Below are 14,678 nucleotides of genomic sequence, written 5' to 3' on the forward strand. Positions count from 1 at the left end.
CTACGCAGATAACACTTTTGTTACATTCCGCGGGCCGTCAAACGGGCTGGATCCCGCGAATTAAAGGGGTTTTCGGCTCCGATCGGGGGTGCAATCGTTACTCGCCAGTACGCCACGCCGGGCTGTTGCCGCCGCACAACCCCGCGGAAGCGTGTGACGCAGAGTACATTTGCACGGTAGAGGCAAACGGGGGACGATTCCCTCCCCTTGCTGCCCTGGGAACAACGCCATTTCGCACGACGCCTGCCGATAACCTTGGCCGGGGACTGCGGACAAGCTTTAAGGATGATTTCTTGCCACTGCACACACCCCGGCAGCGTGTGGCCCGCCATCTTGACGGACCGGACCGGTTTTCCTTCGGGAGGCTGAGACTTTGATCGGCTTCGTAGTCAAACGGTTCATTAATTACGCAATCCTTTCCATCATCGCCACCTTGAGCGCCTACGTCCTGGCAAGCGCCATCCTCAACCCGGCGGCCCGGTATTACGGGCGCAACCCGCGGCCCTCGGATGCGACGGTCAACGCCATCCTGGACGGCTTGGGCGTCAACCCCCACACCCCCGTCATTGAGCGGGTGTGGACGTGGCTCGTCAACATCGTCACCCACGGTTCGCTCGGCGACACCATCCACAACACCTCCGTGCTCAGCGAGATGACGGCCCGGGCGGGCACCAGCCTGCGCCTGCTGATCATCGGCACCATCATCGCCGCCGTCGTCGGCGTGGCCCTGGGCGTGTGGGGCGCGGTGCGGCAGTACAAACTCAGCGACCAGGTCATCTCCTACGGATCATTCACCATCCTGGCCATGCCGTCGTTCGTCATCGGCATCCTGCTCATGATCCTGGCCACCAACCTGAACAGCATCCTGGGCATCCAGCTGATCAACTTCACCGGTGAGTACACTCCCGGGCTCGACGGCGGCTGGTGGGACCAGTTTGCCGACCGCGCCGGACACCTGGTGCTGCCGACCATCGCACTGGCCCTGACAGGCGCCGCCGCCTACTCGCGGTACCAACGCAGCGCCATGCTGGACGTGCTCTCCGCGGACTACATCCGCACGGCACGGTCCAAGGGCCGCACCCGGGGATCGGCACTGGTCCGCCACGGCGTCCGGGTTGCACTGATCCCCATGTCGACATATTTCGCGTACTCCTTTGCCACCATCCTGGCCGGGGCGGCCGTCATCGAGCAGGTGTTCAGCTGGCACGGCATGGGCGAGTTCCTGTTCCAGGCCATCCAGCAAAGCGACATCAACGCCTTTACCGGTGCCATCTTGTTCAACGCGATCCTGGTGCTGATCGCCGGCACCCTGTCCGACGTCGCCTATTCCGCCCTCGACCCGAGAGTGCGGGTATAGCCATGGAAGTACTGAGCGAACTGCCCGTCACGGATTCCCCCGAAGCGACCGTTCCCACCAAGCCCGGCAGCAAGCCTGCCTCCCGCTCCCGCATGGTGTTCCGCCGCCTGCGCCACATGCCGCGCTTCTGGGTGGGCATCGTCGGGCTGGCGTTGATCAGCCTGTGGGCCATCTTCGGCCTGGCACCCAACGCCTGGAACCCCACCGACCTTGACGTGCTGAACATGGGCTCAAGCCCGTCGGCCCTGCACTGGTTCGGCACCAGCGACATCGGCGAGGACATCTACGCCCAAACCATTGTGGGCCTGCGCAAATCCCTGATCATCGGCCTGCTGGCCGGCCCGCTGGCCTCCATCCTCGCCGGCATCATCGGCGCCTTTGCCGGCTACCTTGGCGGCCGCTGGGACAAGGTCATCGTCTGGTTCATCGACCTGCTGCTGGTGCTGCCCAGCCTGTTCCTGTTCGTGCTGTTGAGCCCCATCTTCAAGTCGCTATCCTGGGTGGCGCTGATCTTCCTGCTGGCCGCCTTCGGCTGGATGATCATGGCCCGGGTGATCCGAGCCCAGACCATGTCTCTGAAGGAACGCGATTTCATCAAGGCCGCCCGCTTCATGGGCGTCGACACCTGGACCATCATCCGCCGGCACATCCTGCCCAACGTCTCCTCGCTGCTGATCATCGACGCTACGCTCGGCGTCGGCGCGGCCATCCTGAGCGAGACCACGCTGAGCTACTTCGGCTTCGGCATCCAGGCGCCCGACGTCTCCCTCGGCACCCTCCTCAATGCCGGACAGGGCGCCGCCGTCACGCGCCCCTGGCTGTTCGTCTTCCCCGCCGCCATCCTGGTCTGGACCGTGCTGTCCGCCAGTCTGGTCGGCGATGCCCTGCGTGACGCAGTGGACCCTACCTCCGGAGTCAACCGTGGCTGATAACAACACACCCCTGCTCGAGGTCCGCGACCTCAGCGTCACTTTCCCTGCCCCCAGCGGTTCCGTCACCGCAGTGCGCGGCGTCAACTACCACGTCAACAAGGGCGAGTTCCTGGGCATCGTGGGCGAGTCCGGCTCCGGAAAGTCAGTGTCCTCGCTGGCCGTCATGGGCCTGCTGCCGTCCTCCGCCCAGGTCAGCGGCGAGATCCTCTTCGAGGGCAAGCCGCTGCTGGGCCGCAATGACGCCCAGATGTCGCGGCTGCGCGGCGACGGCATCTCCATCATCTTCCAGGACCCGCTGTCCGCCCTGACGCCTGTCTACACGATCGGCGCGCAGATCGCGGAGTCGTTGCTCCTGCACGACAAGGGCCTCTCCAAACTGGCCGCCAATGCCCGTGCCGTGGAACTGTTGAAGATCGTCGGCATCCCGAACCCGGAACGCCGGGCCCAGGCGTTCCCGCACGAGTTTTCCGGCGGCATGCGCCAACGCGCCATGATCGCGATCGCCATCGCCAACAACCCCCGCCTGATCATCGCCGACGAGCCGACCACGGCGCTGGACGTCACCATCCAGGCGCAGATCCTGGAGGTGTTGCAGAAGGCGAAGGACCTCACGGGTGCCGCCGTCGTGCTGATCACCCATGACCTTGGCGTGGTGGCCGGGAACGCCGACCGCATCGCCGTCATGTACGCGGGCCGGATCGTGGAGACCGGAACCGTGGACCAGGTGTTCCACGAGCCCACCATGCCGTACACGATCGGGCTGCTGCGCTCCATGCCGAACCTGGCCACGGCGGGGCACACCCGGCTGGTGCCTTTGGAGGGACGTCCGCCGCAGTTGAGCAACCTTGCCCCGGGCTGCCCGTTCGCGCCCCGGTGCCCCATCGCCGTCGACGCCTGCCGCAGCACCGAGCCACCCCTCGCCATGATCGGGGACGCATCAAACCACAGCGCCGCCTGCCTGCGCATGGCGGAGATCGACGGCGGCCAACTCAAGCGCGGCCAGATTTACCCGGTCCCGGCCCCCGTGGCTGCCGCCGAACGGGCCGCCGTCGAACCTGCCAGCGTGCTGGCCGTCGAGGGCCTGGTGCGGCACTTCCCGCTCCTGAAGGGTGCCGTGTTCAAGCGGCAGGTGGGCACCGTCAAGGCGGTCGACGGCGTCAGCCTCGACATCCGCTCGGGGCAGACGCTGGGGCTGGTGGGCGAGTCCGGTTGCGGCAAGACCACCACCATCATGGAAATCCTGGAGCTCGCCAAACCGCAGGCCGGGCGCATCAGCGTCGACGGCCGGGACGTGGCCGCCATGTCCGCCAAGGAACGCCGGGCCCTGCGCCGCGACATCCAGGTGGTCTTCCAGGACCCCATGGCCTCCCTCGACCCGCGCCTGCCCATTCAGGACATCATCGCCGAACCGCTGACGGTGCACGGCGTGCCGGCCGCGGAACGGCGCGAAAAGGTGGCCGAGGTCCTTGAGCTCGTGGGACTGGACCCGGTCATGGCGAACAGGTACCCGCACGAGTTTTCCGGCGGCCAGCGCCAAAGGATCGGCATTGCGCGGGCCCTCGTGACGGATCCGAAGATCATCGTGCTGGACGAGCCCGTCTCAGCCCTGGACGTCTCCATCCAGGCCGGCGTCATCAACCTGCTCGAGGATCTGCAGGAACGGTTGGGGCTGTCGTACCTGTTCGTGGCCCACGACCTTGCCGTGGTCCGCCAGATCGCCCACACCGTGGCCGTGATGTATTTGGGCCGCGTGGTGGAGTCGGGACCCGCGGAGTCCGTCTTTGACGCCCCCAAACACCCCTACACGCGGGCGCTGCTGTCCGCCGTGCCGGTCCCGGACCCAACGCTGGAGAAGAACCGCAAGCGCATCATTCTCGACGGGGACCTGCCCAGCCCCACCGAGAACATCCCGGGCTGCAACTTCCGCACCCGCTGCCCCCTGTACAGGTTGCTGGACGCGGAGGCGCAGGGACGATGTGCCGGTGAGGACCCGGCGCTTCGCCAAGTGGATGGAACGGAGGCAGCCTGCCACCATGCGGAATCGATTGAACTTGTCTTGCAGTAAAACACTCGTGACCCAAAGGCCGGGACAACCCCGGACGCAGGGAACACATCTAGGAGGAAGCCAACAATGAACCGCATCAAGAAAGTCATGACGGCGGGTGCGGCGACGCTGACCCTGGCGATGATCGTCTCCGGCTGCAGCGCCGGCGGCGGCGGAGGCACCAAGCCCACCGTCAATAGTTCCCAGGGCGCCGCAGCAACAGGCACGCTGCCCACCACGGCGTGGACGGCTGCCGACTACTCCGCGGTCAAGAGTGGCGGAACCCTGACGCTGGCCATTGACCAGCTGCCGGACAACTGGAACACGCTCCAGGCCGACGGCAACAACGTCTCCACAGCGCAGATCGTCGACCCGACCACCGGTGGGCCCGTGCGCACCACGGCCGACGGCGGCTGGGAGGTCAACCCGGACTACGCGACCGAGGTCAAGCTTGTCAGCGACGACCCCCAGGTGGTTGAGGTCAAGCTGAACCCGAAGGCGGTCTGGCAGGACGGCACCCCGGTGACGTACAAGGACTTCGAGGCCACGGTCAAGGCCTCCAGCGGTGCAAACAAGGCCTACCAGCTGGTCTCGGACAACGTCTACAAGGACATCGCCTCGGTGTCCCGCGAGGACACCGACCAGAACTTCAAGATCACGTTCAAGAACAAGAACGCCGACTGGCCCTCCATCCTGGGCGGCAGCACGGCCGGCTCGGCCACGGCCAGCATCCTGCCGGCGGCCATCGCCGCCGACCCCAAGGCGTTCAACGAAGGCTACAAGTCCAAGGCGCTGCCGTCGGATGGCCCGTTCATGGTCTCCAACGTCGACAGCAACGGCCAGGTGGTCACGCTGACCCCGAACCCGAAGTGGTGGGGCGAGAAGCCCAAGCTGGACAAGATCATCATGAAGGTCGTTTCCCGTGACGGGCTCGCCCAGGCCTACGCGAACAAGGAACTGGACGTCGTCAGCATCGGCACCAACAAGGACAACTACGACACCGCCAAGAAGCGCACCGACGGCACCATCCAGCAGTCCGGCGGCCTGACCTGGAACCACATCACCATGAACGGTTCCAAGGGCCCGCTGGCCGATGTGAAGGTACGCCAGGCAGTGGCCCGCGCCATTGACCGGGACACCATCTCCGCCAGCCGCTTGAGCCCGATCGGCGCACCGGTGACCAGCCAGAACAGCTACATCTACATGCCCGGCCAGAAGGGCTACCAGGATGACGCCACATCGGTCATCGGCTACGACACGGCCAAGTCCCTGGACCTGCTCAAGGAGGCCGGCTACGCAAAGGGTTCCGACGGCATCCAGGCCAAGGGCGGCCAGAAGCTGGTCCTGACCTACACCCTGGACGCCAACAACCCCGTCTCGGAGCAGCTGTTCAAGCAGTTCCAGGCCAACCTGCAGGTTGTGGGCATCACGCTGAAGAACAACACGGTCCCTTCGGACAAGTTCTTCTCCGACTACGTGCTCAAGAGCAACTTTGAGATGACGGGCTTCGCCTGGTCGGGCACGCCGTTCCCGGTTTCCTCGACGGAATCGATCTTCTACCCCGTGGATTCCGGCCAGAACTTCACCGGCATCACCGATGCGAAGCTCGGCGACATGTGGGCCAAGGCCAACGCCGAACTGGATCCGGCCAAGCGGATCGCACTGGCCAACGAGATCGACAAGGCCATCTTCGCCTACACACCCGTCATCCCGTTGACGCCCACCCCGAACACCTACGGTGTCACCACGGGCGTGGTCAACTACGGTGCGGCACAGTTCCAGTCGATTGACTGGACCAAGGTGGGCTGGAAGGCCTAAGCCCAGGCACTAACGGACAACGGCAGGCCCAACCACCGCTTTTGCGGGGTTGGGCCTGCCGTTTTCGGTGGTTGGGCCTGCCGTTTTCGGTGGTTGAGCTTGCCGAAACCGGTGGTTGAGCTTGTCGTTCTCGGTGGTTGAGCTTGCCGAAACCGATGCTTGGGCCCGTTAGCTGAACACGCTCACCACGGCGAGCACCGCCAGCACCAGGCCGACGACGGCGGCCGGCACGTTCCAGCGGTGCGCCACCGCAGGCTCATCCCTGGCAGCAGCGGCGGCACCGGCGGAGGCGTTGCGGGTCTCCCAGGCGTCCCACGCGGCATCCACGCCGAGCTGGGTGGGCGGGACGGCAAAGTCCGCCCCGCCGGAGCCCTTCCCGCCGGGCAGCCGGCGCGGGCCCAGTTTGCCCACCCCCGGGGCGCCCCAGCAGGGAATCCGCCCGTCGGAGGTGTCCAGGATGACCGTCTGCGTGACGCGAACGGCCGTCAGGCGGCCAAACGGCACGTCATGGTCGCGCAGGATGTTGACCACCGTGAGCCCGTCCGGGTGCACCACCAGGCGGGGCCGCCACAGGAGCACGAACACCGCCCACGCTGCCAGCAGCAGCCACGGCAGGAAGTGCCAGATGGATGCCGCCGTGCCGGTCATGAGCAGGTTCACGGCAAAGAGCACGCAGAACACCCACGCGACCACGGCAAGCACCCGCGTGGGCCTCGAATACAGGGACTCGCGGCCCGTTACAGTCCCCACTGCTCCACAGCCGGGGTCATCTTGTCCCACCCGAGCGTGCAGACCTTGGCGGTGCCCAGCACAAAGTGCCTGCCTTCGCCGGCGTCGAGCCCCAACCAGCGGGCCGTGAGGATGCGCAGGAAGTGACCGTGCGCCACGAGCAGCACGTTGGCCGCAACGCTGCCGTCGGGCTGGGGTGCGCGCACCCGGTCAACAATGGCGTCGGCGCGGGCCGCCACCTGGGCCAGCGTCTCGCCGTTGGGCACGCCGCTGTCCCAGATCAGGTAGCCGGGGTTCTCGGCCCGCACCACGGCGCTGTTGATGCCTTCATAGTCGCCGTAGTTCCATTCGACGGCGTTGGGCTCCACCTCCGCGTCTGGGTAGCCGGCAAGTTCCGCGGTGCGGCGTGCGCGCTGCAGCGGCGAGGTGAGCACCAGGTCGAAGTGGTTGCCGAGCAGGGCGGGCCGGGCCGAGCGGGCCTGCTCCTCTCCTTCTTCGGTGAGCGGCAGGTCCGTCAGGCCGGTGTACTGGCCGCTGCGGGACCATTCGGTTTCGCCGTGGCGCAGCAGCCACAGTTTGGGCCCGCCGGGCACGGGGATGTGGCTCAACGGCGTCGACCCGGTGGGAACGGCTTCAGATGCAACTGCAGGGCTCATGCGTTGGTCCTCTTTTCTGGGGGCCGGCCTGGTGCGGCCGGCCCGGCGTTGCTCTTAGGGATTGTCCGTGGACGGAGCGGGTGAATCGGCTGTTTCAACGGGCGGCGCGGACTCGGGTTGTTCCGCCCACCAGGACTGCAGCGCCGCCACGGCGTCCGCATGGTCCAGCGGTCCCTGGTCCATGCGAAGTTCCAGCAGGTGTTTGTAGGCACGCCCCACCACCGGCCCGGGCTTTAGTCCCAGCAGCTCCATGATGGCAGCACCGTCCAGGTCGGGGCGGATCGAGTCGAGCTCCTCCTGCTCGGCCAGCACGGCAATGCGCTCTTCCAGGTCGTCATAGGCAAAGGACAGCCTGTCCGCCTTGCGCTGGTTGCGGGTGGTGACGTCCGACCGGGTGAGCCGGTGCAAGCGCTCCAGGACGGGGCCGGCGTCGGTCACGTAACGGCGGACGGCCGAATCGGTCCAGCCCGCGTCGCCGTAGCCGTAAAAACGCATGTGCAGTTCCACCAGGCGGGCCACGGCCTTGATGGAATCGTTGTCAAAGCGCAATGCCTTCATGCGCTTTGCAGTCAGTTTGGCCCCGGCCAGGTCGTGGTGCCGGAAGCTGACGGCGCCGCCTGGCTCAAATCGGCGGGTCTTGGGCTTGCCGACGTCGTGCATCAGGGCAGCGAACCGCAACACGAAGTCCGGGCCCGGAACGGGGCCGTCGGGGCCGGTTTCCAGGGCGGCCGCCTGCTCCAGGACCTGCAGGGAGTGCTGGTAGACGTCCTTGTGGCGGTGGTGCTCGTCGGTTTCCAGCTTCAACGCCGGCACCTCCGGGAGCACCAGATCGGCCAGCCCGGTCTCCACCAGGAGGTCGATGCCGGCCCGCGGGTGGGCGCCGCAAATGAGCTTCACGAGCTCGTCGCGGACACGCTCGGCGGAAATGATGCTGATGCGTTCGGCCATGCCGGTCATCGCCTGGCGCACGTCGGGATGCACGTCGAAGCCAAGTTGGGAGGCAAAGCGGGCAGCCCGCATCATGCGCAGCGGGTCATCGGAGAAGGACTGCTGCGGTGTGCCGGGGGTCCGCAGCACGCCGGCGGCGAGGTCTGCGGCGCCGCCGTAGGGATCCACGAGTTCCAGTCCGGGCAGGCGCAGCGCCATCGCATTGACGCTGAAGTCGCGGCGTTGCAGATCGTCCTCCAGGGACGCGCCAAACGCCACCTGGGGTTTGCGGGAGTCGGGGTCGTACGCCTCCGCACGGTACGTGGTGACCTCTATAAGGAGGACGTCCTTGTTCCGGTTGCGCTTGCGGAAGCCGATGGTGCCAAAGGCCCGGCCCATCTCCCAGTGTGAATCCGCCCATTTCTTGGCCACGGCCAGGATCTCATCCGGGGTGGCGTTGGTGGTGAAGTCCAGGTCCGGGGAAATCCTGCCCAGGAACAGGTCGCGGACGGGGCCGCCCACCAGGGACAGTTCATATCCTGCGTCGGCAAAGAGGTGTCCCAGTTCAAGGACTACCGGGTCTAAATTCGAGGTATCGGGCACCATTTCCATAGTCCCTTAAGAATGCCAGACTTTTTGCCGCCGCCACCGCCGCACGGCTGAACGCTTGCCCCGACGCGGCATGAAAACGGCGGATCCGCCCTGTCATCATCCCGGCCCAAAGATAGCTAGAGTGGACTCCATGGTTCACCCAGTGCCGCGCGCGCCGAAAAGGAGCCCATTGCCGTCGGCAATGGGCGGCCAGAGCGCGCCCGCGGCACCAAGCTCCGCCAGCCAGCTGCCCACGGTGGAGGAAATCTCCGCCGGCGGCGTCGTGGTGGAACGGCGCGACGGCGCATTGTGCGTTGCGATCATCGCCCGGATCAACCGCGGCGGCCGGCTGGAATGGTGCCTGCCCAAGGGCCACCCGGAGGGCGTGGAAACGTACGCCGAGGCGGCCGTGCGTGAAATTGAGGAAGAGACCGGCATCGCCGGGGACATCCTGGCACCGCTGGGCAGCATCGACTACTGGTTCACCGTCAGCGGCCACCGGGTCCACAAGACCGTCCACCACTTCCTGCTGCGTGCCACGGGCGGCTTCCTGACAATCGAGAACGATCCCGACCATGAAGCGGTCGACGTCGCCTGGGTTCCGCTGGCCGAACTGGACCGCAAACTGTCGTTCCCGAACGAACGGCGGATCACCGACCTGGCCCGGGATCTGCTGCCGGAATACTTCTAAGGCCCCTGTTCCAGCCCTTACCCGGCGTGCAGTGAGATGATGGGGAACGATGTCTAATGAATCAAGGGTGAGAATCCCCGCCAAACCCACCATCCCGCCGTCGAGCCTCCCTGCCGGGATCAGGCGGCAGGGTGCAACCCCGGCACCGGCAAAGTTGCAGGGAGCCCGCTCCAGCGCGTCGATGGCGGTTGGCACCCTGATCTCACGCATCCTGGGCCTGGTCAAGGGCGTCGTGTTGGGTATTGCGATCGCCGGCACCACCGTGAGCGACGTGTTCGAGGGTTCCAACAACCTGCCCAACATCATCTTCCTGCTGGTGGCCGGCGGTGTGTTCAACGCCGTGCTGATCCCGCAGATCGTCAAGGCGAGCAGGCAGCCGGACAACGGCTCCGACTTCATCTCCCGGCTGCTCACCCTGGGCATCTCGGGTTTGCTCGCCCTGACGGCCGTTGTCATGGTCCTGGTGGTGCCCATTGTGGGCGCCTCGACGTCGTTCAGCGGCAAACAGCTTGAACTGGCCGTGACGTTTGGGCTGTTCCTGCTGCCGCAGATCTTCTTCTATGGCCTGTACACGCTTTTGGGCCAGATCCTCAACGCCCACAACTCGTTCAGGGCCTATGCCTGGGCCCCCGTGCTGAACAACGTGGTGGCAATCTCCGGGCTGCTGGTGTTCATCGCCGTGGCGGGCAGCTCGGCCAGGCACCAGCACACCGTGGACAACTGGACGGCCGGGCAGACCGTGATGCTGGCCGGAACGGCCACCTTGGGCATCGCCGTCCAGTCCCTGATCCTGATCATCCCGGTCAAGCGGCTGGGACTGCGATTGCGGCCCAAGTTCGGCTGGCGGGGCACGGGGCTCGGCGCCACGGCCAGGGTTGCCGGCTGGACCATGGGCACCATGATCATCGGCCAGCTCAGCTACCTGGTCATTTTGCGCATCGCCACGATTCCAACGGGCAGCAAGCCCGACGGCGCCCCCGACGTGGGCTCGGCCATTCCCGGCGTTTACGAGTTCAACCGGGCCACCGAGCTGTACATCATGCCGCACTCCATCATTGCGCTGTCCATCGCCACGGTGATGTTCACGGCCATGGCGCGCGCCGCCGCGGGCCGGGACTTCTCGGGCCTGCGCAGCTCGCTTTCCGCCGCGCTGCGCACCACGGGCGTGGCCACCGTGTTTGCAGCCATGGCCTTGATCGTGCTGGCGGGCCCGTTGGGCATGCTCTTTGGCGGCAACAGGGAATTCTCGGGCCGCCAGATCGCCATCATCCTGGCCATCCTGGCCATCGGCGCCCCGTTCTTCAGCGTGTACTTCATCCTCAACCGGGTGTTCTACGCCCTGGAGGATGCCAGGACGCCGTTCATCATCCAGTGCATCGTGGTGGTCACCAGCGTCATCATGGTCCTGATTGCGGCCCAGCTGCCGGCCCCGTTGATCATCTACGGCCTGGCGTGCACATATACGGTCAACAACTTCCTGGGCCCGGTGCTGAGCAACTTCTATCTGCGCAAGCGGCTGGGGAACTACGGCGGCGGACTGATCCTGCGGGCCTATATGCGTTTCCTGTTCGCGGCACTCGTGGCCGGGGTGGCTGGCGTCCTTGCGCTGCGGCTGTTTGGCGGATCCTCCGCCGGCGGTTTCCTGTGGACCTCCATCTCGGCGTCCCTGGTGACGCTTGCCGTGGTGGGAACGTTCATGGCGTTGGTCTACGGGATCATGCTGAAGCTTTTGCGGGTCCGCGAACTGGACGACGTCCTGGAACCGCTACTGGGCAAAGTCCGGTCCCGCATCGCTCGCTGACGCGGCGCGGAGCGGATTGGATGGGTGCCCGTGGGCGTTAACCGGCGGAATCACTGCCCCGTCCGATAGAATCAGTAAAATTACGGCCCAGCACACCATTCCCGTGCCGGGCCGCCGCGTCTGCGCTGCGCGCAGCAGCAAATCATGAGGAGGATTCGGTGCCACAACCCATTGATGTGGGCTCCATCCTTGGCGGCCGTTACAAGGTGACCGGCCGCATTCTGGCCTCCGCCGAGGGCGACGTCATTTTGGACGGCCTGGACCAGGTTTTGAACCGGCCTGTCAGTATCCTGGTGTCGGCGGTGGCGAATTCTGCGAACCTGACCCAAAGCGCCCGCGAGGTGGCCACCGGCGAACGGGTGTCGGGTGTTTCCATCCTTGACCTCGGTGCGGCCGACGGCGCCACCTACCTCATTGCCGCACGCACCACCCCCGCGGACCTGCTGGACCTGGTGGTCCCCACGGAAGCGGTTGAGGAACCCGTCTACCGTGAACCGTTCTTCACCGACACGCTGGGCACGGAGATCTTCGGCTCGGCCCGCGACGTGGCACCGTCCATCAGCGCGTACGTCTACGAGGACGACTCTCCGCTGACCCCTGCCGCGCCGACGCCGGCGGTCCGGCGCACCCCGCAGCAACCTCCCGCCCGGCAGCAGGCCCCCCGGCCCGCGACCCCCACGGCGGCCGTGCCGGCCGCCGTCGTACCCCCCGTGGTGGTGCCGCCCGTGGTGGTGCCGCCCGCAGCAGCAACGCCCCGTGCTCCCGAGCCGGCCGCCGAACCCAAGGTGACCCTGTGGGACGACGAGGACTACGGCTTCATCAACGACGACCATGAGGCAACCGTCGGCCAGGCCCGCAAGGCCGGCACGTTCCCGGCCGAGGCCCGAGCGGCCAGCGACGACTACGAGGATTACGCGGCGGAACCGGAGCAGGATGAGGACGAGGACGACAACGCGCCCCGCACCGGCGGACGCTGGCTTACCGGCGTCATTGTCACGGCCCTCGTGGCGGCGGCACTGATCTTTGCCATCACCCACATTGGCAGCCTGGTCAACGGCGGCAACGTCGCGGAGACCGGGAAGAACACCCCGGCAGTCTCGGCGCCGGCCACCGGTGCCCAAACCACCGCCGTGAAGCCCCCCGTCGCCGTCGTGGTGCCCCCTTCCATCCAGGCCATCTCCGACATCACCGTCTACGCGCCCGGCGCCGAACACTACAACGAAATGTTCATCCCGCGCCTGAAGAACGCCTTCGACAACAACAAGGGCACCTACTGGCCCACGGTGGAGTTCTCCAACGACACCTTCGCCGGCGTCACGGACAGCATCGACCTGGCCGTGGAACTGAAAGCGGTGTCCAACATCAGTTCCGTGACGATCAACCAGATCGGCGGCTCGGGCGGACAGTTCAACATCCTCACCAACAGCAAGCCGTCCCTTGATGGCGCGGTCAAGATCGGCAGCGGATCGTTCAGTTCGCCGGACTTCACCCTGAAGGCGGCCGACGGCGTGAAGGCCAAATACGTCATCATCAACTTCACCCAGCTGCCCAAGCTGCAACCGTTCCAGGCATACCCGTACGGGTTGAAAATTGCCGAGATCGACGTCAAGTAGCCGTGTGGAGCGCCCTCGCCGTGTGCGGGGGCGCTCCCCGCGGAATATTTTTTCACCCGTTTTAGTTGTGTAAGTCAAATGCCCCGCAGCATCCGCGCCAGTCGCGGCTGCACCCCCGAAGGAAGAGGAACACGCACCCGTGACCACGCAAGCGACCCCCGCCGGTGATATCCGCGACGTCATCATCGTAGGCTCCGGCCCGGCCGGCTACACGGCTGCCATCTACACCGCGCGGGCCGATCTCAAACCGTTGATGATCGCCGGTTCCGTCACTGCCGGTGGCGAGCTGATGAACACGACCGACGTTGAGAACTTCCCCGGTTTCCCCGACGGCATCATGGGCCCGGACCTGATGGAAAACTTCGGCAAGCAGGCAGAGCGCTTCGGCACCGAGGTCATGTACGACGACGTCACCTCCGTTGCGCTTGATGGTGCGGTGAAGACCGTGACCCTGGCCGACGGCCGCGAGTTCAAGGCGCGCGCAATCATCCTCTCCACCGGCTCCGCTTACCGTGAGCTGGGCGTGGAGGGCGAGAAGCGCCTGGTGGGCCACGGCGTCAGCTCCTGTGCCACGTGCGACGGCTTCTTCTTCAAGGGCCACAACATCGCCGTCATTGGCGGCGGCGACTCCGCCATGGAGGAGGCCATCTTCCTGACGAAGTTTGCCGAGTCCGTAACCGTGGTGCACCGTCGCGAGACGCTGCGGGCCTCCAAGATCATGGCCGATCGCGCCCTGAACCACCCGAAGATCAAGTTCGTTTGGAACTCCGAGGTGGTGGGCATTGACGGCGAGGACAAGGTCAACAACGTCCGCCTCAACAACCTGGTCACCGGCGAGAAGAGCGATCTCCCCGTCACCGGCGTATTCGTTGCCATAGGCAACGATCCCCGCGTTGACCTGGTCAAGGACGTCCTGAACCTCACCGACGCCGGGACCATTGCCGTCGAGGGCCGCTCCTCCAAGACCAGCCTCCCCGGCGTCTTCGCGGCCGGCGACGTCGTCGACCCCACCTACCGCCAGGCCATCACGGCCTCCGGCTCCGGCTGTGTGGCAGCCCTGGACGTGGAACATTTCCTCGCCGAGCTTGATTCCTAAGAGAAAGCAGAATGACATGAGCAATGCAAAGAGCGCTACCGACGCAAGCTTCGCCGAAGACGTCCTGAATTCCGACAAGCCGGTCATCGTGGACTTCTGGGCCGAATGGTGCGGCCCCTGCCGGAAGATCGGCCCCATCCTCGACGAAATGTCGGTGGAGTACGCCGACAAGGTCCAGGTCGTCAAGGTCGACGTTGATGCCAACCCGGCCATCTCCGCCAAGTACGGAATCACCTCGATTCCGGCCGTCTACCTGTTCCAGGGTGGCGAGGTGAAGAGCACCGTGATCGGCGCCCGTCCCAAGCAGTACCTTGAAAAGGAATTCGCCGACTACCTGCAGTAAGCGGCTTTGCCTTAACCACGTGTGGACCGGACTGATGTCCGGTCCACACGTGGTTAAAGCGCTTCTCCCAGATTGATCCT

At 65.8% G+C, this 14,678-nt stretch carries 12 protein-coding genes; 9 read left to right on the forward strand and 3 right to left on the reverse strand.

The genetic code is table 11. The features are described 5' to 3' along the window. Window positions 1-373 precede the first annotated feature (373 nt). The 4 genes from AL755_RS21805 (at window position 374) to AL755_RS21820 (ending at window position 6,151) form a co-directional block, all read left to right on the forward strand. On the forward strand, window positions 374-1,357 hold the full coding sequence (locus AL755_RS21805; protein WP_054012808.1) for an ABC transporter permease: 984 nt from the start codon (window positions 374-376) through the stop codon (window positions 1,355-1,357). 2 nt (window positions 1,358-1,359) lie between these two features. Continuing rightward, window positions 1,360-2,286, forward strand: a complete 927-nt coding sequence (locus AL755_RS21810; RefSeq protein ID WP_082369496.1) for an ABC transporter permease — start codon at window positions 1,360-1,362, stop codon at window positions 2,284-2,286. Then, window positions 2,237-4,354, forward strand: a complete 2,118-nt coding sequence (locus AL755_RS21815) for an ABC transporter ATP-binding protein (RefSeq protein WP_054012809.1) — start codon at window positions 2,237-2,239, stop codon at window positions 4,352-4,354. The genes AL755_RS21810 and AL755_RS21815 overlap by 50 nt, the downstream gene beginning before the upstream one ends. 66 nt (window positions 4,355-4,420) lie before the next feature. Next, on the forward strand, window positions 4,421-6,151 hold the full coding sequence (locus AL755_RS21820) for an ABC transporter family substrate-binding protein (RefSeq protein WP_054012810.1): 1,731 nt from the start codon (window positions 4,421-4,423) through the stop codon (window positions 6,149-6,151). A gap of 168 nt (window positions 6,152-6,319) precedes the next feature. On the opposite strand, the gene AL755_RS21825 is transcribed toward AL755_RS21820, so the two are convergent. From AL755_RS21825 to AL755_RS21835, 3 genes are read right to left on the reverse strand one after another with little or no spacing between them, the layout of a single operon-like run. Further along, complete coding sequence (locus AL755_RS21825) at window positions 6,320-6,901, reverse strand: PH domain-containing protein (protein WP_150117209.1); 582 nt, start codon at window positions 6,899-6,901, stop codon at window positions 6,320-6,322. Next, window positions 6,889-7,536, reverse strand: coding sequence for a histidine phosphatase family protein (locus tag AL755_RS21830; RefSeq protein ID WP_082369497.1), 648 nt, complete (start codon window positions 7,534-7,536; stop codon window positions 6,889-6,891). Before AL755_RS21830 ends, AL755_RS21825 begins: the two co-directional genes overlap by 13 nt. 54 nt (window positions 7,537-7,590) lie before the next feature. Then, entirely contained in the window at window positions 7,591-9,069 is a 1,479-nt protein-coding gene (locus AL755_RS21835) for a CCA tRNA nucleotidyltransferase (protein WP_445290488.1), read from the reverse strand. 175 nt (window positions 9,070-9,244) lie between these two features. On the opposite strand from AL755_RS21835, the gene AL755_RS21840 reads away from it, so the two are divergent. The 5 genes from AL755_RS21840 (at window position 9,245) to trxA (ending at window position 14,598) form a co-directional block, all read left to right on the forward strand. Further along, complete coding sequence (locus AL755_RS21840; RefSeq protein ID WP_054012813.1) at window positions 9,245-9,745, forward strand: NUDIX hydrolase; 501 nt, start codon at window positions 9,245-9,247, stop codon at window positions 9,743-9,745. Between the two features lie 67 nt (window positions 9,746-9,812). Further along, window positions 9,813-11,546 (forward strand): murein biosynthesis integral membrane protein MurJ, encoded by a 1,734-nt coding sequence (gene murJ / locus AL755_RS21845; protein ID WP_237762578.1) that lies wholly within the window; start codon window positions 9,813-9,815, stop codon window positions 11,544-11,546. 158 nt (window positions 11,547-11,704) lie between these two features. Continuing rightward, window positions 11,705-13,159 (forward strand): ABC transporter substrate-binding protein, encoded by a 1,455-nt coding sequence (locus AL755_RS21850; protein WP_150117210.1) that lies wholly within the window; start codon window positions 11,705-11,707, stop codon window positions 13,157-13,159. 139 nt (window positions 13,160-13,298) lie between these two features. Next, window positions 13,299-14,255: a thioredoxin-disulfide reductase gene (trxB, locus tag AL755_RS21855; protein WP_054012815.1), complete on the forward strand. Its 957-nt coding sequence runs from the start codon at window positions 13,299-13,301 to the stop codon at window positions 14,253-14,255. Between the two features lie 16 nt (window positions 14,256-14,271). Then, complete coding sequence (trxA, locus tag AL755_RS21860) at window positions 14,272-14,598, forward strand: thioredoxin (protein WP_054012816.1); 327 nt, start codon at window positions 14,272-14,274, stop codon at window positions 14,596-14,598. The last annotated feature ends 80 nt before the right edge of the window (window positions 14,599-14,678 follow it).

This window comes from Arthrobacter sp. ERGS1:01, from assembly GCF_001281315.1.
Lineage (GTDB): Bacteria > Actinomycetota > Actinomycetes > Actinomycetales > Micrococcaceae > Specibacter.

Coding starts and splice junctions, on each gene's coding strand:
- AL755_RS21815 (WP_054012809.1), top strand. CDS start 2,237: ATGCCCTGCGTGACGCAGTGGACCCTACCTCCGGAGTCAACCGTGGCT.
- trxA (WP_054012816.1), top strand. CDS start 14,272: ATGAGCAATGCAAAGAGCGCTACCGACGCAAGCTTCGCCGAAGACGTC.
- AL755_RS21830 (WP_082369497.1), bottom strand. CDS start 7,536: ATGAGCCCTGCAGTTGCATCTGAAGCCGTTCCCACCGGGTCGACGCCG.
- AL755_RS21810 (WP_082369496.1), top strand. CDS start 1,360: ATGGAAGTACTGAGCGAACTGCCCGTCACGGATTCCCCCGAAGCGACC.
- AL755_RS21820 (WP_054012810.1), top strand. CDS start 4,421: ATGAACCGCATCAAGAAAGTCATGACGGCGGGTGCGGCGACGCTGACC.
- AL755_RS21835 (WP_445290488.1), bottom strand. CDS start 9,069: ATGGTGCCCGATACCTCGAATTTAGACCCGGTAGTCCTTGAACTGGGA.